General features: G+C 45.8%; 15 protein-coding genes and 1 riboswitch. Of the genes, 9 read left to right on the plus strand and 6 right to left on the minus strand.

Going from position 1 to position 20,031, the window contains the following annotated elements:
* Positions 1 to 17: 17 nt before the first annotated feature.
* The 6 genes from BM056_RS03810 to BM056_RS03835 form a co-directional block, all read right to left on the minus strand.
* Positions 18 to 1,433: an FAD-binding oxidoreductase gene (locus BM056_RS03810; RefSeq protein WP_092468869.1), complete on the minus strand. Its 1,416-nt coding sequence runs from the start codon at positions 1,431 to 1,433 to the stop codon at positions 18 to 20.
* 160 nt (positions 1,434 to 1,593) lie between these two features.
* Positions 1,594 to 2,298, minus strand: coding sequence for a FadR/GntR family transcriptional regulator (locus BM056_RS03815; RefSeq protein WP_092468871.1), 705 nt, complete (start codon positions 2,296 to 2,298; stop codon positions 1,594 to 1,596).
* 106 nt (positions 2,299 to 2,404) lie between these two features.
* Positions 2,405 to 4,630, minus strand: a complete 2,226-nt coding sequence (locus BM056_RS03820; RefSeq protein ID WP_092468873.1) for an LUD domain-containing protein — start codon at positions 4,628 to 4,630, stop codon at positions 2,405 to 2,407.
* Positions 4,627 to 5,196 carry a LutC/YkgG family protein gene (locus BM056_RS03825; RefSeq protein ID WP_092468875.1) on the minus strand — a complete coding sequence of 190 codons (570 nt, stop codon included), beginning with the start codon at positions 5,194 to 5,196 and terminating at the stop codon, positions 4,627 to 4,629. Before BM056_RS03825 ends, BM056_RS03820 begins: the two co-directional genes overlap by 4 nt.
* Positions 5,197 to 5,258: 62 nt before the next feature.
* Positions 5,259 to 6,941, minus strand: coding sequence for an L-lactate permease (locus BM056_RS03830; protein ID WP_092468877.1), 1,683 nt, complete (start codon positions 6,939 to 6,941; stop codon positions 5,259 to 5,261).
* 147 nt (positions 6,942 to 7,088) lie between these two features.
* Positions 7,089 to 8,102 carry an alpha-hydroxy-acid oxidizing protein gene (locus tag BM056_RS03835; RefSeq protein WP_092468879.1) on the minus strand — a complete coding sequence of 338 codons (1,014 nt, stop codon included), beginning with the start codon at positions 8,100 to 8,102 and terminating at the stop codon, positions 7,089 to 7,091.
* A 371-nt stretch (positions 8,103 to 8,473) separates the two neighbouring features.
* Here BM056_RS03835 and BM056_RS03840 point away from each other — a divergent pair, with 371 nt between their 5' ends.
* From BM056_RS03840 to BM056_RS03880, 9 genes are all read left to right on the plus strand, one after another.
* A complete protein-coding gene (locus tag BM056_RS03840) occupies positions 8,474 to 9,133 on the plus strand; it encodes a GntR family transcriptional regulator (protein WP_092468881.1) in 660 nt (219 codons plus the stop codon).
* Between the two features lie 62 nt (positions 9,134 to 9,195).
* Entirely contained in the window at positions 9,196 to 10,239 is a 1,044-nt protein-coding gene (locus tag BM056_RS03845; RefSeq protein WP_092468883.1) for a TRAP transporter substrate-binding protein, read from the plus strand.
* A 193-nt stretch (positions 10,240 to 10,432) separates the two neighbouring features.
* Positions 10,433 to 10,900 (plus strand): TRAP transporter small permease, encoded by a 468-nt coding sequence (locus tag BM056_RS03850; protein ID WP_238456306.1) that lies wholly within the window; start codon positions 10,433 to 10,435, stop codon positions 10,898 to 10,900.
* Complete coding sequence (locus BM056_RS03855; protein WP_092468887.1) at positions 10,901 to 12,184, plus strand: TRAP transporter large permease; 1,284 nt, start codon at positions 10,901 to 10,903, stop codon at positions 12,182 to 12,184.
* A gap of 131 nt (positions 12,185 to 12,315) precedes the next feature.
* Entirely contained in the window at positions 12,316 to 13,962 is a 1,647-nt protein-coding gene (locus BM056_RS03860; protein ID WP_238456290.1) for a M20/M25/M40 family metallo-hydrolase, read from the plus strand.
* Positions 13,963 to 13,995: 33 nt separating this feature from the next.
* On the plus strand, positions 13,996 to 15,273 hold the full coding sequence (locus BM056_RS03865; protein ID WP_092468889.1) for an aspartate aminotransferase family protein: 1,278 nt from the start codon (positions 13,996 to 13,998) through the stop codon (positions 15,271 to 15,273).
* An 81-nt stretch (positions 15,274 to 15,354) separates the two neighbouring features.
* Positions 15,355 to 17,073 (plus strand): aldehyde ferredoxin oxidoreductase C-terminal domain-containing protein, encoded by a 1,719-nt coding sequence (locus tag BM056_RS03870; protein ID WP_274377510.1) that lies wholly within the window; start codon positions 15,355 to 15,357, stop codon positions 17,071 to 17,073.
* 35 nt (positions 17,074 to 17,108) lie between these two features.
* Positions 17,109 to 18,479, plus strand: coding sequence for an FAD-binding oxidoreductase (locus tag BM056_RS03875; protein WP_238456291.1), 1,371 nt, complete (start codon positions 17,109 to 17,111; stop codon positions 18,477 to 18,479).
* 20 nt (positions 18,480 to 18,499) lie between these two features.
* A complete protein-coding gene (locus tag BM056_RS03880) occupies positions 18,500 to 19,735 on the plus strand; it encodes a (Fe-S)-binding protein (RefSeq protein ID WP_092468893.1) in 1,236 nt (411 codons plus the stop codon).
* 193 nt (positions 19,736 to 19,928) lie between these two features.
* Positions 19,929 to 20,014, plus strand: a riboswitch (cyclic di-GMP riboswitch).
* Positions 20,015 to 20,031 lie beyond the last annotated feature (17 nt).

Genomic DNA, 20,031 nt, shown 5'->3' on the forward strand with positions numbered 1-20,031 from the left:
CCCGGCTTGACCGGTTGTTAAGCCAAATCTATTACTTTATCGGGATTGAGTATCAAATTGGGGTCCAGGGCTTTTTTGATGGCTGCAATCATCTTTAGCTGCACCGGGTCGGTAAATTTAGCCATGGCTTTTACCCGTTTGGCCCCGATACCATGTTCGCCCGACAGATTTCCCCCGCTGGCGTGGGTGATAGTATATATTTCGTCCAGCACTTTTTCTTTCACTGCATGCCAGGTGGCATCATCCATATTTTCCTTAAGCAGAGTGGCATGGATATTGCCGTCGCCGGCGTGGCCGAAGCAGGGTATTTTAATAGAATATTTTTCAGCTATTCTGTTGATTTCAGCCAGCACCGCAGGTATCTTGTTTACCGGCACAACAATATCTTCCATGCAGTACACCGGACTGGTAACGCGCAGCGCCTCAGCCAGGTGCCGGCGTGCCTTCCAGATTTTTTCCTGGCTGGCCCTGTTATCACCCACAAATACATCCAGCCCGTCGTTTTCCAGGCAGATGGTGCCGATGGTCTCGTAGTCGGCCTCCAACTGCGATTTGGTATACGCTTCCACTTCAATAATGATATGGGCGCCGGCATCACTAAAAGGAAGGGGGCGGTCGAGGAAGCCTTCTGCGGACTTGATGCACAGCTGGTCCATAAATTCAATGGAAGTAGGGATAATTCCGCCGTTGGTCATGATCTTGGGTACAACGTCAATGGCGGTCTGCATGTCCTCGAAAGGAACCAGCAGCACGGCGTTATGCAAAGGACGGGGCAATAGTTTTAAATATACTTTGGTTACTATGCCCAGCGTGCCTTCCGACCCAACCATCAAGTGCACCAGGTCGTAACCGGTGGAGCTTTTAACGCATTTGCCGCCCAGGGTGGTGATTTCGCCGGTTGGGGTGACAATTTCCAGGCCGTAAATGTACCGGGAGGTGGTGCCGTATTTTACCGCTTTGTTGCCTCCGGCATTGGTAGCCACGTTGCCCCCGATAAACGAACTGTCGGCGCTGCAGGGGTCGCCGGCATAAAAATAGCCTTCCGCCCAGGCGCGCTGCTGCACCTCGCCGGTAGTAACCCCGGGTTCAACAACCATAAAAAGATTCTCTCGGTCAATTTCCAATATCCGGTTCATGTTTTCCACGGAGAGTACAATTCCGCCCAGCATGGGTACGGCGCCCGCAGCCAGCCCGGTTCCTGCGCCCCGCGGTGTCACCGGTATCATTTCCCGGTTGGCCATTTTTATTATTTCCGCTGTCTGTTGGACGTCCCGGGGTTTTACCACAACCTCGGGCAGGTGTTTCCATTCAGCTTCGGGCACTTCGTCTCCGGCATAAGTTTCTAATTTTTCCGGATCTTCAATGACGTTACTCCGGCCCACGATATTGATCAGCTCGGTTACAAGCTCACTGGTAATTTTATTGTAATGCATGATAAAAACCCTCCTTATTAATACTGCCGCAGGCTTGTGAAGTCTGCTGGCATGGTGGTATGACCGCATTGGATAGCATACAGCAATTAACTTCCAGCCCCATAGTTTTTTCCGTTTAATATACTTCCAGCGGAGAACACAGGCTGCTATCCCGGCGTTTTTAAATATTGTTAAACAGGTAATCTTCGGCCTTGGTCAAATGTTCCAGCATTGCTTGGCGGGCGCCCTCGTGATCGCCATTTTTGATAGCGTCGTAGATAGCCCAGTGTTCCCTCATAATGCGCGGCGGGTTAGCGGGATTCTGATACAAAATATGCAGGGTTGCGGACAAAACGCGGCTCATAATATCACCGACGGTGTTCATCAGATTGAGCAGAAAAGAGTTATGGGAAGCCTCGGCAATGGTAAAATGAAACCGCAGGTCTGCTTCCCCGCCTAAATTGCCCTGCTCTATATCATTTTGCAATTGCTGCAGGGACAAACGGATATTCTCCAGCTGATCGAGGCTGCGGCGCTGGGCAGCCAAACCTGCGGCTTCCACTTCCAAAATTCTTCGCAGCTCCATAAATTCACGGACGTTTTTTCTGTCAGCCGGCAGCACCGGTGAGAAGGAATTAACCAGAGATTCCACATTTTGTTCGCTAATATAAGTGCCTTCACCCGGTTTGATTTTGATAATGCCCATAGCTTCCATAACCCGGAAAGCTTCCCGCACAGCAGAGCGGCCCACCTGTAATTTTTCGGCCAGTTCTCTTTCGGACATCAGTCTGTCACCGGGTTGCAAGGCTCCGCTGCCGATCATGGCCTTGACCTGGTCAATGATAACTTCATATATTTTTTTTGTTTTAATTGGTTTGAATTCCATTTGTGTCCCTCCGTGCTTCCAGCAACATACATTTGAATAATTATAGCACATATATCTGTTACATTGGATTAGATTAGGAGGAGGTGACTTTATTATGGTTGTGGTTCTATGTTGATAAATTTTGGGCCAGGATTTCGGCGGTATGCTTGACCGGCAGCGCCTTGCCCCGGCTGTCCAATCCGCCACTGAGCTGCAGCAGGCATCCCGGACAGTCCAAAGCCAGCATTTGTGCCCCGGACGCTTCAATGGCCGCCAGTTTTTTATCTAAAATGCACTGGGATATTTGGGGGAATTTGACGGAATAGGAACCACCAAATCCGCAGCACCTGTCGGAACCTTCCATTTCCGCAAGCTGTAGCCCTGCGGCGTACAGCAATGCCCGCGGTTCTTCCGAGATGCCCAGGCACCCTTTCATGTGGCAGGAATCGTGATAGGTAACCCGCAAATTACTTGGTTTTAATTTAAGCAGCTTGCCGTTTTCCGATTGCGCTGCGACAAAGGCCGAGAAATGCCGGACTTTGCCGGCGAAAGCCCTGGCCCGTTCCCGCCAGGCCGGATCTGCATCCAGCAGCTCCAAATACTGCTGCTTTAATGTATGGGCGCAGGTTGGACAGGCCGTAATGATCTGCTCCATCCCGTCAAGTTCAAAGGCGACGATGTTCTGACGGGCCAGTTTTGCCGCCGCATCCCGGGAGCCCATGTAAACGGCGGGCACACCACAGCAGCTTTGCTCCGGGGGAAAGACCATGGTCAGGCCCAGATGCTTTAACACCTTGTACACCGCCTCCCCCAATTGGGGGTAAACGAAGTCGGTCAGGCAGCCGGCAAAGAAGCCCACCCTGGCTGGGTGTCCCGCCGCCGGTGTATGGTGGCCGGCCGGTTTATAGTGCTGGCCGTTGGGATGTTCCGGTTTTGAATCAACCTGCGAAGGTATATTGAATAAATCGTCAACCCGGTCACGGAACGGTTTGGCGGCAATGGCGGGCAGGCTGCGTCCTTCGGTGCAACCGGCCAAAAACATGGGCAGGTGCCGCACCATGGGACCTTTTTGAAAAGGTTTTTGAGCCGTCCGGGCAGTTTTGATCAGGCTGTGGAACAGCTTGCGATTGGGGAGCACCTTTTCCAGGGCAAATTTCTGCATCCCGGACAGGCCGTTTTCAGCTGCCACCCGCCGGCGCAGCTCACGGATCAAGCGGGGTATGTCAATGCTGCCGGAACAAAAGCGTTTGCAGCGCTCGCACCCCAGGCATAAATTTTGAATATCGCTGGCATTCTGAAAACCGTTAAAGAAAGCAGTTAGAATCGTGCCGATGCCGCCGGTGTAGATATGACCGTAAACGTGGCCGCCAACCAGTTGAAACACCGGGCAGACGTTCAGGCAGGAGGCGCAGCGAATGCACTGCAGCGCCTCTTTAAATACAGGATCGGACTGCATTTCTGTGCGGCCGTTGTCGAGCAGCACAATATGCAGCTCCTTTTCCTGTATGGTGCCATCGGGGTACGCCGCCGGCGTGGGACCGGTAATCATCGTTACGTAACTGGTTATTTTTTGGCCTGTGGCGCTGCGTGGCAGTGCCTCCAGAATTGGTTTCACGTCAGTAAATTTTTCTACTAATTTTTCCAGGCCCACAATGGCTACATGCACCGGGGGCAAAGTGGTGGTAAGCCGCGCATTGCCCTCATTGGTCATAATCACGATGGTGCCGGTTTCCGCAACGGCAATGTTGGCTCCCGAGATGCCCATCTGGGCTTCCAGAAATTTTTTACGCAGCTGCTCCCGGGCCACCCGCACCAATTCCGGGATATCGGCAGAAAGCCGGCGCTTAACCTCATCTGAGAATACATCCGCCACTTCACCTCTGGTCATATGGATGGCCGGCATAACCATATGGGAAGGTTTTTGCCCTGACAATTGTAAAATCCATTCGCCCAGATCCGTTTCCACCGCTTCTATGCCTTGCTGGTTTAAAAATTCGTTCAAATGAATTTCTTCACTGGCCATGGATTTGGACTTGACAATTTTCCGCACCCCTTTTTCGTCAGCCAGTTGCTTGATATAATTCCGGGCCTCCTGAGCGGTGCGGGCCCTGTAAACTTTGGCGCCGCGGGCCCGGGCGGATTGGGTGAAGCGTTGCGCCAGCAGTTCCATATTTGCGGCGGCCGCGCCTTTGATAGCTGCTATTTGTCTGCGCAATTCCTCAAAGTCTTTTCCGGCATAAGCTTTTTCCCGCGCACCGGTGTAAGCGTCACCGAAACGGCCCAGTGCGCCGCGCAGGTTCTCGTTGGCCAGGGCATCGCTGACGTTGTTTTTTAGGATTCCCTTTTTACTCAATTCAGATCACCCCCCGGATGGTCAACAAAAATAATATACAGCTCTTTGGGGCCGTGCACCCCGATGGTCAAAACCCGCTCAATATCAGCGGTTCGGCTGGGGCCGCTGATAAAGGCTGTATAGCCCGGCAAATCACCGGCTTTATCGTTTAATAAATCAATGGCGTCAACAAAATATTCCACCATCCGGCCAGTGTGTACCAGTGCCACATGCACCGGCGGCAGCGTTGAAACCAGCCGCTGGTCCAAAGCCGTGCTATTCTGCATCAGGGTTCCGGTTTCGGCGATGGCCAGGTCCACTTCGGACAGCCCCAGGTGGATATCTTTGGCCTGCTGCTGCAGATTTTGGGTAAATACGGTTAGTTGGCTTTTATCTGCTGCGTCAAGGCATGCCTTTACCAGATCTGATCGGGCGGCTCCGATTATGGTGGCGTTCAATTCCTGCACTATCCGGGTTAGCAGCTCACCTGCGCTGCGCGGGTCTTTGACCCGGTAAACCCGGGCGGAAATAGCTTCCGCTTGTTCTTTAAAAACATCGTATAACCGGTGAAGATCCCTTTGGCTCATAGTTCAGCCAACCTTTCTAAATAACGGTGTAATATAATATTATACTAATTGCTTTTAGCTGTTTAAAGCAATGTGCTTACGGCCAGACCGCCATAGATGAAAATCAAGCCGAAGATCCCCACAGCCAGAGCATAAATAACGGTGGGTATCAGGTTTCTACGTATAATTACTCCTTCTACTCCGGTTAGTCCTACGGTAGCGCAAGCGGCTACCACATTGAGCACGCAGACCATGTTGCCGATGGCGCCGCCGACATTCTGCAGAGCCAGTGTTATAACTCCGGAGTGACCCAGTTGGCTGGCCACGCCAAACTGGAATTGAGAGAATAAAATGTTGGAAACGGTATTGGAGCCGGACATAAATGCTCCCAGGATACCGACAAAGGGTGATACCAGGGGCCAGGCGCCCCCGACCGTCATGGCGGTGGCCTTGGACATGGTAATCATCATGCCGTCTATTTGGTTAATGTTGACACTGGACTGTACCATCACCTGCACCATGGCCACGGCAAAAAACAGAGCAACGGCCGGGCCGGTAATTTGTCGCAGGGTGGCGCCCCAGGCTTGCTTAACTTTAGCGGATGGCATTCTGTGCAATAAAATGGTTATTATTGCCACCAGGGTAAATGGGACGGTTCCGGGCAGATAAAGGTATTGTAATGAATAATTGATACCGGAACCCAGAATATCTGACCAGGCCACCGCTTGACCCGCCAGAAGATCTTTAAGTCCAATTGCCGGTATTCTGGTAACTACTAGAATCAAAGCGATTAATATATATGGCGACCAGGCCAGCCAGAGGGGCATGTTGCTTTGCTCTTCAGCTCCCGCTTCAGTAACGCCCTTCCAATTGTCTTCCCAATCTTCACTGGCCGGGAATTTCCACTCGTCTTTGGGAACCAAAAATCCTTTGGAGGCAGCCAGCAACACAACGGGCAGACCTATCAGCGCCCCTACCAGAGCGGGAAACTCAGGACCAAGTACAACAGCGGTAATCATGTAGGGTACTGTGAAACACAGGCCGGCAAAAAGGGCGAAAGGCGCTGCCGCCAGACCGTACCTGACGGAACGTTTTCCCCTGGGCCCGAAAAAAGCGGTCAGCATGCAGATCGCCAGCAGAGGCAGGAAAGTGCCAACTATGGCGTGGGGAATGGCGGACCACAAACCTACTTGCTTTAAGAAGGGCAAGAATGCCCCTGCGCCAAGATTCTCTGTCACTGTGGATTTCATTACCGCGCCGATACCGCCGATAACCGGCGTACCAACGGCGCCAAAGCTTACGGCAGTGCTGTCAAATATCAGCGCCACCATAGCGGCAGCCAGAGGCGGAAACCCCAAACCGACCATCAGGGGACCGGCCAATGCGGCCGGAGTGCCAAAACCTGCCGCTCCTTCAATGAAAGAGCCAAACATGAACCCGATGATAATAGCCTGGATGCGGCGGTCCGGGGTAATGCCATAAAAGCCCCGGTTAATTGCAGCCATGGCTCCGCTTTTTTTCAAAGTATTTAGAATAAGGATGGCGCCAAAAATAATAATGAGAATATTAAAGGCCGAAAGAAAACCGTAAACGGTTGACGCTAATATACGAACCGGCTCCATACCCCAGACGGAGAAAGCAATTAAAGCGGCTATCAGCCAGGCCAAAGGCATTATCTTTTTAGCGGGTTGGGAGAACACAGTCATCATCAGAATGGTAAATAAAATTGGTATAAATGCCACCAGTGCCATACCTATTACACCCATAAGACTAAATTCCTCCTTTTCATAAAAAATTGGAAAACTTCTTATCTTAGCATAAGTTATTTATAAATATTTACAGGACTAAAGTGTTGATGTACTGCTGGTCATACCATTAATGTTAAAAAAATTGTTTTTAATGCTTAGTTACTATTAAAGTAATACTTTTCTGGTAATTTCCCCGAGAGAACCACATCCGGTAAGAAGCATAGCCTGTTTTAATTGTTCGGTTAGCTGGTTAATAACTTGCCGGACTCCCTCTGCTCCTCCGCCAAACGCTCCTATCACCAGCGGTCGTCCTACCAGCACTGCATCGGCACCTAAAGCCAGCAATTTAAGTACGTCGACACCGGAACGAATCCCACCGTCGGCGAGGATGGCAGCTTTTCCTTTAACTGCTGCTGCGATTTCCGGTAAAACCTCTGCGGCTCCGGGGGTATGATCCAAAATCCGGCCGCCGTGGTTGGAAACAACTATGGCGGCAGCTCCTGCGTCAACGGCAATTCCGGCTTCATCAGCAGTCATAATGCCTTTAACAATAAACGGAAGCCTGGTGGCTGAAACAATATCGCTCAATTCTGCGGGAGTTTTGGGCCCGACGGGTTGTCCCTTTAAAGCCATGGTTACCAGGCCGGCACCGTCTATATCCATGCCTACGGCTACAGCACCGGCTGCCTCGGCCTTGCGAATTCGTTTGATTACCTCGTGTTGTTCCCGTGGTTTGATGACCGGAACGCCCCATCCCTTTTCCGACGCCACTGCCTCCACGCCGGCTCCATACATGGTGGGGTCGGCTCCGTCACCGGAAAAGCCCAAGCTACCGGCCAGTAAGCTGCCGGAAATGATCATGCCTATAAATTCACGCTCTGATAAAGCACCTCCCATATTGTAAGTGGTACCGGTTATCGGGGCAGCTAAAACCGGTGTTTTAAGTGATAAGCCAAATATATGGCAGTGCGTTTGGGGATCCTTGGCATTGTGTAAAGTGCGCAGGTTCAACCGGTATTGCTCCAATGCTTCCAGGTTGGCCCTGAATCCACAGCCGGTTCCTGCGCCCCCCATACCCGGCACTTCACCGGAACATGCCCGGCCGTCACATACAGGGCAGACCCTGCAGGAGCCTTTTAGTTTTTCCCTGGCCGCTTTGCGAATCTCGCTCAAGTTCAATGTTTTCCTCTCCAATCTACAATAGAATGGTAAAAAAGCCTGCTGTACTGCTGGTATGACCATTGTGCTGTTGTACAAAGATTCGATTAATTTTTAATAAATCCTTTTTTTTAAAAAAAATTTTAGGGGTTAGACATTTAGCAGTGCCGATTTTCATGGATTCTCTGATTAGCTGTACCATTTCACTTCAGTTAGGCTTGTCAACTAAGGCCTGTAGGTGAGTGGAACTTAAACCGTCCTTGTATACAGGATACTTTTAAGGAAATATTTAATTTTCAAACAATATCGGTTATAATAGGAAGCAAAATATATAATCCAAACTTGTATTTGTATACAGATACGAGTACTACAATGAATGAGGTGGAAACAATATGGGTAAATTGCCTAAGATAGGAAACGATAAAACGTTAGCGGAACAAGCTTATTTAGCTATAAAAAATGCTATTTTAACCAACAGGTTTAAGCCAAGGGAAATTTTATCGGAAGAAGCGCTGGCTGAAGAGCTTGGTATTAGCAGAACGCCGGTAAGAGTGGCGCTTAAGGAATTAGCCTTTGAACGTCTGATTATACTTAACACCGGTAAAAACGCGGTTGTATCCGACATTTCAAAAGAGGATATCGAAAAAGTTTTTCCTATCAGAATTGCGCTGGAGCCATTGGCAGCAAGATATACAGCTAAAAATATTAATGAAAAGCAGGTTAAAAAACTTGAGGAAATTCTTTCTGAACAAGAACTTGCCATAAAAACTGAAGATTATAACTTATATGTTCAAAAAGATTTTGAATTTCATATTTCGTTAGCCAGTTACGCTGATAATGATTTGTTATTCGAGATGATAAAAACTATAAACACACTGGTTCAAAGATTTTTGATCCTTTCAGAAACATTACAAGAAAACTCTTTCGCTGCCTTGGAAGAACACAAAAAAATCTTAAAAGAATTGGAACAAAAAAATGCCGGCACGGCAGAGGAACTAACGAAAATACATGTTGTTAATGTGGCCAAGCGCATATTGAAAAACGGTAATTAAGGGGGGGGATTGTAAATTTAGTTGTTTTACGGTTATTGAAAAAATAAAAGGAGAGATGGTAAATGAAAAAATGGTTTGTGGTTTTTATCGGCATAGTTCTGTTAGCTGTTTTCGCAGCAGGTTGTGGGGGTAAAACAGCTACAAATGAATCCAATTCTACTGATGAGCAAAACACCGGCGCCAAAGATACCTATACTATTAAGCTTGCTTATGTTGTGCCTGAGACCCAATCAACGCATATTGCTGCAAAAGAAGTATTTAAAAAATATGTCGAAGAAAAATCAAACGGTAGAATTAAAGTTGAATTACATCCCAATGGAGAATTGGGCGGAGACAGGCAGGCAATTGAAGCCGTCCAATTGGGTACTATTCAAATGACAATTCCGGCTGCGGCAGTTTTATCAGGTTTTGAACCGAAATTTCAGGTATTTGATTTGCCGTATCTATTTAAATCAAAGGAAGCGGCATATAAAGCTTTAGATGGCGAACTCGGTAAAAAATTATCCGACCTGCTGATTCCATTAGGTTTGCGCAATTTGGCATATGGGGAAAACGGTTTTAGAAACATAACCAATAACAAGGGGCCAATTAATTCACCTGCCGACTTAAAGGGAGTAAAGATAAGAACAATGGAAAACCCGGTGCATATGGCTACCTTTAAAGCACTTGGTGCGAACCCGACGCCAATATCATTTGGTGAACTTTATACGGCACTTCAGCAAGGAACAGTTGATGCAGAAGAAAATCCGATTCCCCTGGTATATACTTCCAAGTTTTATGAAGTGCAGAAATACTATACTTTGGATGGTCATGTTTATGCGGCAACGGCAGTTTTAATTAATAATGATTTCTTTAACAGTCTGCCTGAAGACCTGCAGCAGATAATTGTAGAAGGCGCGGAAAAATATAAAGATGAACAGAGAAAATTATCCAGCCAGCAAGATACGGAAATGTTGCGAGCCCTTAAAGACAAGGGTATGCAAATAAATGAATTAACACCCGAGCAGAAGCAAGAGTTTATTGATGCCACACTTCCGGTCTATGATCAATTTAAGGATGTTCTGGGTGAGGATTTAATTAATTTAGCTAAACAAGCAAATAATTAAATGAAAGTCTTGGTTTATCATTCGGCCTCGCTCGGCCGAATGATAAAGAAGACTTGGTTCAGGTCGGGTTTTGACCCTACCTGAACCTTAGTCGCACTTATTTCGAGCTTACAGCCTGTTAATCCCGACCTAAGAGGGCGGGGTCTTGCGAAGATAAACTCTAAGGAACAGCAGTTTGGGGGAATGTAAGTTGGTGAGAAAAGTATGGAACTCTTTAGAGGAATATATATTAGTATTTAGTTTGGCCTTTACGGTTTTTTTGATCTTTATTCAAATTGTGATGAGGTACGTTTTCCACCATTCGCTGTCATGGAGTGAAGAGCTTGCCCGGTATGTTTTTTTGTGGCAGATATGGTTGGGAGCGAGTTTTGCCGTTAAGGAGCACCGCCATCTTAGAATAGAAGCTATTAAAAATGTACTTTCCCCAAAGGCCCAAAAATATTTTGAATTAATAACGCTGGTAATATGGTTTGGATTTAGCTTGTTTTTAGCTTTCAAGGGTGCTGAACTGACAATGATTTTGCTGCAAAGGGGACAAGTATCTCCGGCGATGCGGCTTCCAATGGCTTATGCCTATGCATCTGTTCCAGTGGGATGCGGATTAATGGCCATCAGATTAATTGAAGAAATGTTTGGCCTGTTTAGGAAGGGGGAGGCATAGTTGGAGATTTTAGTGCTTTTTGCAACATTAATTGTACTGCTTACTTTGAGCATACCGATAGGAATAGCTTTAGGAATCGCTACAGCAGTAACTTTGCTTCTGACCAGTAACATACCTCTGATTATGATTGCTCAAAACGCATTTGCTTCTTTAGATTCTTTTCCTCTTATGGCCATACCGTTTTTTATGCTGGCCGGTTCTCTAATGGGCTATGGCGGTATTTCCAAAAGGCTGCTGGCTTTGGCTGATAGCATGGTCGGTTTTATCACCGGTGGCCTGGCAATGGTAACTACGTTATCTTGTATGTTTTTTGCCGCTATTTCCGGATCCGGTCCCGCTACGGTTTCAGCTATTGGATCTTTTATGATACCTGCCATGCGCGAGAAAAAATATAACGGTGGTTTTGCCGCAGCGATAACTGCAGCTGCCGGTTCCATAGGAGTAATAATACCGCCCAGCATACCTTTTGTTATTTATGGTGTGGTTTCAGGCGCATCGGTTGGTGAAATGTTTATGGCCGGTATTATACCGGGAATATTGATTGGCATAGGTCTGATGTTGACAAGCCTGATAGTTGCTAAAAAGAACAAGTATGCAGCGGGGGATGCCAGGCCAGACTTCGGCCGTTTCTTAAAAGCCTTAAAAGATTCATTTTGGGCATTGCTTGTGCCGGTTATTATTCTGGGGGGCATTTACGGGGGTATTTTTACTCCCACGGAGGCGGCTGTAGTCGCTGTTGTCTATGCTTTGTTAATAGGAAAATTTGTTTATAAAGAATTGGATTTCCGAAGAACCTACGAAGCTTTTAAAGAGGCGGCCCTGATTAACGGCGCCACTACATTTATGATTGGTTTGTCGATGTCTTTTGCCAGTTATCTTACCATGGAACAAATTCCCGCCCAAATTGCCCAAAGCTTTTTATCGTATACAGATAACAAGGTCATAATTCTTATTTTAATTAATTTATTCTTATTGGTGGTAGGTTGCTTTGTAGATAATATATCTTCAATGATTATACTGACGCCCATATTTTTACCGGTAGTTACGAAGTATGGCGTTGACCCAGTTCATTTCGGATTGTTTATGACTGTGGCGTTGGCAACCGGTTTTGTTACACCCCCGTATGGAGCTAACCTATTTGTCGCGTCGGCCGTTTCGGGTGTAAATATAGAGAGAATTTCCAAACAAATGATTCCGTTTATTTTGGTTTTGATTATTTGTTTGTATCTTTTCACCTTTGTACCCGCCATTAGCATGTATTTACCCGGTTTGTTGCGGCATTAATGCCAACAGCTAGGGATATAAATTACAAAACGCTTTAAATTTTACTCTTGCCGGGAACCCATCGGCGAGGGTTATTTGCATCAAAGAAGGACCATTAATTTTACCGGTTAGCAGAGGGAGTGAATAACCTAGTGCCTTTTTACAAAGATGTAAAGGAACTAACTTTAAAACTGGTAGGAATACCAAGTATGAACAATAGCGCTGGAGAAACAATACTGGCTGAAGCAATAGCAGAGTATCTAAGAAAAATAGATTACTTTAAACAGCATCCTGATTATGTTTGGGAGGTTCCGTTAAAAGACGATCTTTACGGGAGGAAAAATGTTTTTGCCTTGATCAAAGGACAAAAAGGGAATTCTTCAAGGACAGTGATTTTACATGGTCATATTGATACTGTTGGAGTTGATGATTTCGGCATTTTAAAAGAATATGCATTTGATCCCGCGGCTCTGAAAAGGAAATTAAAGGATGTAAATTTACCCCCCGAGGTTAAACAAGACCTGGACAGCGGGGAGTGGATTTTTGGGCGCGGTGTGACGGATATGAAGAGTGGTGTTGCCGCACACATGGTAGTCATCAAAGAAATATCCAAAATGGCGCGGGAACTGGAGGGCAATATATTATTTATGGCCAATCCGGTGGAAGAAAACCAGCACACAGGGATAATTGAAGCTTTACCTGCATTGCAAGAACTCCAGGAGAAGTATGGATTGGAATATGTAGTAGCCATAAATAATGATTATATTTCTCCTTTATATAATGGAGACAAAAAGAAATATATTTATATGGGCGCGGTGGGAAAGCTTCTCCCATGTTTTTATATCGTCGGCAGGGAAACCCATGTCGGGCAGTGCTATGAAGGGCTTGACCCCAATTTGATAGCGGCGGAATTGCTTAAATCAATTAATTTAAATGCGGATTTATGCGATCAGTACAAGGGGGAGTATACCCTTCCTCCCACAGCTTTAAAGCTTACCGATTTAAAGCCGGCATATAATGTGCAAACTCCGCTGGCGTCTTTTCTTTATTTTAATTATTTTACTCACGACATACCGGTGGATAAAGTTTTGGAGATGATGAAAGAAAAGGCGTATGAAGCCTTTGTCAGGGTAATTAATTTTCTTGATCATGAATATCAAAAATATTGTAAGTTTTTGGGGCAGAATTACCAACCATTATCCTGGAAACCTAAAGTAATAACCTACAAAGAGCTTTATGACGATGTAAAGCAACAAGTGGGCCCGGCGCTTGATCATAAAATCAGCCAACTGGTTAAAGAGATGTTGGCAAGTGGAACGGATACCAGATTAATATGCCTGAAAGTTGTAGAAGAAGTAAAGAGTCTCAGCGGAGATAAAGATCCTGTTGTTGTGATATTTTTCGCTCCTCCTTACTGCCCCCATAATACGGTAAAGGGCGAGTCGGCCAGGGGGCGGGAGGTAATGCAGGTTATCAAAGACGTTATTGAGGAAATGTCTGCGGCAACGGGGGAAGAGTTTGAGATTCGTCAATTTTTCCCGAGCTTATCAGACAGCAGTTATCTTAAAATTGACGATCCTGACGAATCTATTAACGCATTGATTAATAATTTTCCGGAGTGGGAAAATGTATATCCTGTGCCGGTGAAAAAAATAAGGCAATTAAATATTCCGGCCATTAATTTTGGGGCTTACGGCAAGGATGCGCATAAATGGACCGAAAGATTAAATAAGAAATATACTTTTTCTGTTCTTCCCCGAATGACCATTTTAGCAATAGATAAATTTTTGCATAGCTAATAATCACTAAAAAATTGTATGGAGGTGTGGTATATGTCAATGAACATGTATGAAAGAGCGCAAAAAGTAATTCCGCCGGCTGCCGGCCGGGCCACCCAAATTGGCGTTGTTAGGGGAGAAGGTTCGTATCTTTATTCGGAAGAAGGTAAAAAATATTTGGATTTTGCCAGCGGGGTAGCTGTCTGCAACGTTGGCCACAACCATCCTGAAGTTGTTAACGCGGCCATAAATCAGATCCAAACCTTAATTCATGGCGGCCACAATGTGGTCTATTACGAATCCTATATCAGCCTGGCTGAAAAGCTCGTTGAATTAACTGGAAACAATACAATGGTATATTTTAGCAACAGTGGCGCCGAAGCCAACGAGGGTTCGGTAAAGCTTGCTAAATATGTAAGCGAGAGGCCTGCTGTAATATCCTTTATGGGATCTTTTCACGGTAGAACGATTGGCACAATTTCATTAACGGCATCAAGTTCCGCCTACCGCAAAAATTACGAAGGACTTTTACCCAGTATCTATTTTGCCGCCTACCCGTACTGCTTCCGCTGCCCGTTCAAACAAAAACAAGGAGCTTGCGGCATGGAATGCCTGGAACAGTTTGATAATATATTTACGCATTTAATTGATCCCTATAAGGTGGCGGCGATTATCATGGAACCTGTGGCGGGGGAAGGCGGCTATATCGTCCCCCCTGTGGATTTTGTGCAAGGGTTGAGCAAGATTTGCGATAAATACGGCATTTGCCTGATTTTTGATGAGATTCAAACCGGTTTTGGCAGAACGGGAAAAATGTTTGCTTATAAGCATTACGGAATACAGCCGGACATTATGTCTTGCGCTAAAGGGATCGCCTCCGGTTTCCCATTAAGCGCGGTGATCGGCAAGGAGGAAATTATGCGGCAATGGCCGGCCGGGGCACATGGCGGAACTTTTGGCGGCAACCCGGTTGCCTGTGCGGCTTCTTTAGCAACAATAAAACTCCTCGAAGAAAAACTAATTGATAATGCAGTAGAAATGGGTAATTACTTGAAAAACAGGCTTTTTGAATTAAAGGAGAAATATGCTGTTATCGGGGATGTCAGGGGACTTGGCTTGATGGTGGGCTTGGAATTAGTAGATGAAAATAAAAATCCCAATGGCAACCTGGTGAAAAAAATATTGGGGCATTGTCAGCAAAAAGGTTTGATCTTATTATCATGCGGCACCTATAAACAGGTTATCAGGTTTATTGCGCCTACCACGGTGACCAGGACAGAAATTGACGAGGCATTGGCAATCTTAGACGAAGGAATTAGCAATAACATTTAATTTGTTTATTTGGTATTGTATACATGTACAAATACCAATGTAAAACCTTAAGTCTAATTATTAAAACGCGAGGCGATACAGGTGATTATCAGAATAAACATGAGAACTAAATTGGTTAAACAAGAAAAGCTTCCTGATAAATATCAGTTATTAGGAGGCAGAGGACTTACATCAAGGATGTTGCTGGATGAAATTGACCCTACATGCGCGCCCCTTGGGGCAAACAATAAGCTGGTTATTGCTCCGGGGTTATTGGGCGGCACAGCCGCCCCATGTTCAGGCCGATTATCCGTAGGGGCTAAAAGTCCCCTTACCGGTGGAATTAAAGAGAGTAACGGAGGAGGAACGGCCGGCGGAAAGCTGGCGAAGATTGGGGTTAAAGCCATAGTAATAGAAGATCAACCTATCGAGGAAAATTTTTGTATTTTAATAGTTTCTTCTGCCGGTGTAAGAATATTGCCGGCTGTTGGACTGGAAGGTAAAGGTAATTACGAAACAGCAAATATACTCCAAAAAAAATATGGAGCGGCTGTCAGTGTCATTTCCATCGGCCCTGCCGGAGAAAGAGGCTATAGTCTGGCTTCGGTGGCAATAACCGATATGGAAGGGCACCCGTCAAGACATTGCGGTCGTGGCGGTATGGGAGCTGTAATGGGCTCTAAAAAAATTAAAGCTATAGTGGTAGATAATAATGAGGCACCGGCGATATTATATCAAAATGAAAAATTGTTCAAAGAGATTTCTAAAGAGTGGGCCCAAAATGTAATCCCGCTGAAAAAGGGGTTAACTGAGTACGGTACAGCGAATCTGGTTAATTTAGTTAACTCTTTAGGTGCTCTGCCAACCAGGAATTACAGTTATGGCAGTTTTACGGATGCAGAGCAGATCAGTGGGGAATATATGAAGCAAAGGATAGAAGAACGGGGTGGCAAGCCTTCCCATGCCTGCCACCCCGGCTGCGTAATCCGCTGTTCCAACATATATAACGACTCCAAAGGCAATTATTTAACATCCGGACTTGAGTATGAAACAATTGCACTTTTAGGCTCCAACTGCGGTATCAGCGACCTTGACTTTATAGCACAGTTGGATAATTTTTGTGATGATTTTGGTATTGATACAATGGAACTGGGCATAACCCTGGGTGTCATTATGGAATCCGGGTGGGCTCCTTTTGGCGATATTGACAAGATGGTGGAATTGATAGGAGAATTAAAAAAGGACACCCTGTTAGGTAAACTGATGGGGCAGGGGGCTGTAATAACCGGTAAGGTACTGGGAGTTCAGCGAGTGGCTGCGGTTAAAGGCCAGGGTATATCAGGATATGACCCGCGCGGATTGCAGGCTACAGGGGTGACCTATGCTACCACGCCAATGGGCGGGGACCATACCGCTGGTAACTGTTTACCCGGGCGAACAGGCTATAGACCTGAAACCAAAGACAAAGATTTTCTGTCCAAACCGGAGGGCATGGTGGAGCTTGCCAAAGATATGCAAGTAATGACTGCTGTTTATGATATCTGCGGGCTATGCTTTTTCCTGGGGCCAAGTGAGGATGACATGCTCAGGATTGCCAAACTGATTAACGCTAAATCAGGCGTGAATTTAACCGCACAGGATGTAATTGGTTTTGCTAAACAGTTGATTAAAGATGAAGTAGAATTTAATGAAAAAGCTGGCTTGTCCCAATCAAGCAATGGACTGCCGGAGTTCTTCAGTTCCGAAAAGCTTGGCCCCTATAATTATCTATTTAATATTTCCAAAGAAAAAATGATTCAGTTCTATAAAAAAGACTGTTAGTTTGCATGTACAGCAATTTTTTAGGGGGTAAGGGGTTGCAGAGTGGTATTATCAAAGAGCTAAAAAAAATAGTAGGGCCGGAAAATATATTAACAAGCAGGGAAGAGAGGGTGTGTTATTCTTTTGACGCTACTTTTCAAAGAGGGCTGCCGGATGCCGTTGTATTTCCGGGCAGCACCCCGGAAGTAGCGGAGATAGTTAAACTGGCGAACGTTGAAAAATTTCCCATATTCCCCAGAGGTGCGGGAACCGGTTTGAGCGGCGGCTCTATTCCACAAAACTCTGGAGTTGCCATGGTTTTAACCAGAATGAACAAAATTAAGGAAATTAGCAAAGAGGATCAGCTGGCCGTGGTTGAACCGGGCGTTGTTACAGGTTACTTTCAGCAGGAGGTGGAAAAACAAGGATTATTTTACCCCCCTGACCCGGGCAGTTTAAAAACTTGTACTCTGGGAGGTAACGTAGCCGAAAATGCCGGGGGACCCAGGGCATTCAAATATGGGGTGACTAAAGACTATATATTAGGTTTGGAAGTGGTGATGCCAACCGGGGACATTATGCGTACAGGTGGGCGAACAGTAAAAAATGTTACCGGATATGATTTGACGCGCTTGCTTACCGGAAGTGAGGGAACGCTGGGAATTATAACTGAAATTATTATCCGGTTAAGGTCTAAGCCCAAAGATAAAAAAACAGCCTTGATTACGTTTAATCAATTAGCAGATGCCGCTTATGCCATAACAGCTATAATAAATGCAGGTGTTGTACCTGTTACATTGGAATTGATGGATAAGGTAACCATCTATTGTGTTGAAAAATACATCAACATGGGACTGCCTTTGGATGCCGAAGCTATCTTATTAATTGAAGTGGATGGCTCAGAGGCGCAAGTAAAAGAAGATATACAAATGATTGAAAAAATCTGTAGAACAAATAAATGCCATAACATTGAAATTGCCTCTGCGCCTCAAGAAAGGGAAAAACTATGGAGCGCCAGAAGGGCGGTCTCTTCAGCTCTGGTTCAGCTTAAACCCACTAAAATTTCCGAGGATGCCACTGTTCCAAGGAGCAAAATACCGGAAATGCTCAGGCGGCTGAAGGAGATTGCTGCTAAATACAATTTGCACTTGCCTGTGTTTGGCCATGCCGGTGACGGAAACTTACATCCGAACATTATCGCTGATAAGGATGATCAAGAAGAGATGGTGCGTGTGGAACAAGCAATACAGGAAATTTTCCAAACTGCTTTGGCTCTGGGAGGTACGCTATCCGGAGAACACGGCATCGGGTTGATGAAAAAACCATATTTGGAATTAGAACTTGGTAAAACCGGGTTGGATTATTTGCGCTCCATAAAAAAAGCGGTAGATCCGAATAATATCCTCAACCCCGGCAAAATTTTTTAGGTGTAAATCAGGTGGGAGCTATGGATAAGAAATATCTCCAAATGATCGGCAAATGCAGCCGGTGCGGTGGGTGTCAGGCTCACTGCCCGCTTTATTTGGAAACAGGCAGGGAACCCTTTGTAGCCAGGGGTAAAATTGAACTGCTGGATAATTTGGCTGCCGGAAAATTGGTATGGAACGATAAACTGGCAGAGGTTTTTTCAACCTGTCTTTTGTGCGGTTCCTGTACGGAAAATTGCCCCAATGGCGTCGAGCCGGACAAATTGGTTAGGTTGGCCAGAAAAGATTTGGTTGCAGCCAGAGGTTTGCCAATTATTAAGCGAAATGTCTTGCAGCATTTATTAAAGCACAATGGCAGGCTAAATACGGCAGGGAGATTGCTTGGCCTATACCAAAAAAGCAAATTGCAGCTGCTGATACGAAATACCGGTTTTCTAAAACTTATATCAACCAATTTAGCCAACATTGAAGGCTTGCTGCCGCAAATTACAGGCCAGCCCTTTAGAAAAAATGTGCCTTTGCTAAACACCGTGGATGCGCCCAGGTTGAAAGTCGCTTATTTTACCGGTTGTGCCACCAATTGGCTTAATCCCCATATAGGCCGCAGTGTCGTAAAGGTATTAAAGGCATATGGTGTGGAGGTGGTTGTTCCCGAACAATACTGCTGCGGGGTGCCGGCGTTGTCCAGCGGTGACATGGACACGGGCAGATATCTGGCACGGGAGAATATCAGGAACTTCAGTGAGTTGGATGTGGATTACATTATCACCGACTGTGCGAGCTGCTTATCTGCCTGGTTGGAATATCCCGAGCTTTTGGAAAACGATGATGCATTAAATTTGGCTGCCAGGGTTATGGACATTAATAGATTGCTTGTGGAAATTTTAGATGTCAGTATTCCCGCTAAAGAATCGGGGGTAAAGGTCACCTATCACGATCCCTGTCATTTAAAGAGAACTCCCGGAGGTAGAACCAGCCCGAGGGAACTGTTAAAGCGTTTGAGCCCTTACTATGAATTTGTTGAGATGGATTTGGCGGATAGATGCTGCGGCTCGGCAGGTTCCTTTAATATAAGCCATTATGAGTTATCCCAAAGTGTTGTTAAGCATAAGGTTGCTTCTATATTAGATAGTAAGGCTGAGATTGTAGCCACTGCCTGCCCTTCTTGCATGATGCAATTGGGTCATGGCTTAAAAAAGAATAATAGCGATGTAAAAGTGCAACATACGATTGAATTACTGGCGCACTTGTTATAGTGAACGGTGGCCATGGCACAGGGGTGGGGCTTGACTGATTGGACAACGCCCCACCCCATTTTGTACTGGTAGAAATCTATTATTTCAGAAAAGTTTAAATTGCTTATCTTTTTTAAGAATAAAAGGATTCCAATTTAGTTTGTAGTATAATTCAACAAATAGCACCAAATTATGCTATTTTTGATCAACAATACACAAAAAAAGGTAAACCGGCTGAAAGGCCGGGACACAAAGCTATGGGCCTAAGGCTGTTTTGGCTATGGCTGCCAGGTTGCTTGTATTAGTTCATGTTATGC

It is taken from the genome of Desulfotruncus arcticus DSM 17038, assembly GCF_900113335.1.
Classification (GTDB): domain Bacteria; phylum Bacillota; class Desulfotomaculia; order Desulfotomaculales; family Desulfallaceae; genus Desulfotruncus; species Desulfotruncus arcticus.

What these genes read in the sequence shown, in the direction of transcription:
- BM056_RS03880 (WP_092468893.1), top strand. Translation starts at nt 18,500, where the DNA reads ATGGATAAGAAATATCTCCAAATGATCGGCAAATGCAGCCGGTGCGGT.
- BM056_RS03810 (WP_092468869.1), bottom strand. Translation starts at nt 1,433, where the DNA reads ATGCATTACAATAAAATTACCAGTGAGCTTGTAACCGAGCTGATCAAT.
- BM056_RS03830 (WP_092468877.1), bottom strand. Translation starts at nt 6,941, where the DNA reads ATGGGTGTAATAGGTATGGCACTGGTGGCATTTATACCAATTTTATTT.
- BM056_RS03840 (WP_092468881.1), top strand. Translation starts at nt 8,474, where the DNA reads ATGGGTAAATTGCCTAAGATAGGAAACGATAAAACGTTAGCGGAACAA.
- BM056_RS03825 (WP_092468875.1), bottom strand. Translation starts at nt 5,196, where the DNA reads ATGAGCCAAAGGGATCTTCACCGGTTATACGATGTTTTTAAAGAACAA.
- BM056_RS03815 (WP_092468871.1), bottom strand. Translation starts at nt 2,298, where the DNA reads ATGGAATTCAAACCAATTAAAACAAAAAAAATATATGAAGTTATCATT.
- BM056_RS03865 (WP_092468889.1), top strand. Translation starts at nt 13,996, where the DNA reads ATGTCAATGAACATGTATGAAAGAGCGCAAAAAGTAATTCCGCCGGCT.
- BM056_RS03845 (WP_092468883.1), top strand. Translation starts at nt 9,196, where the DNA reads ATGAAAAAATGGTTTGTGGTTTTTATCGGCATAGTTCTGTTAGCTGTT.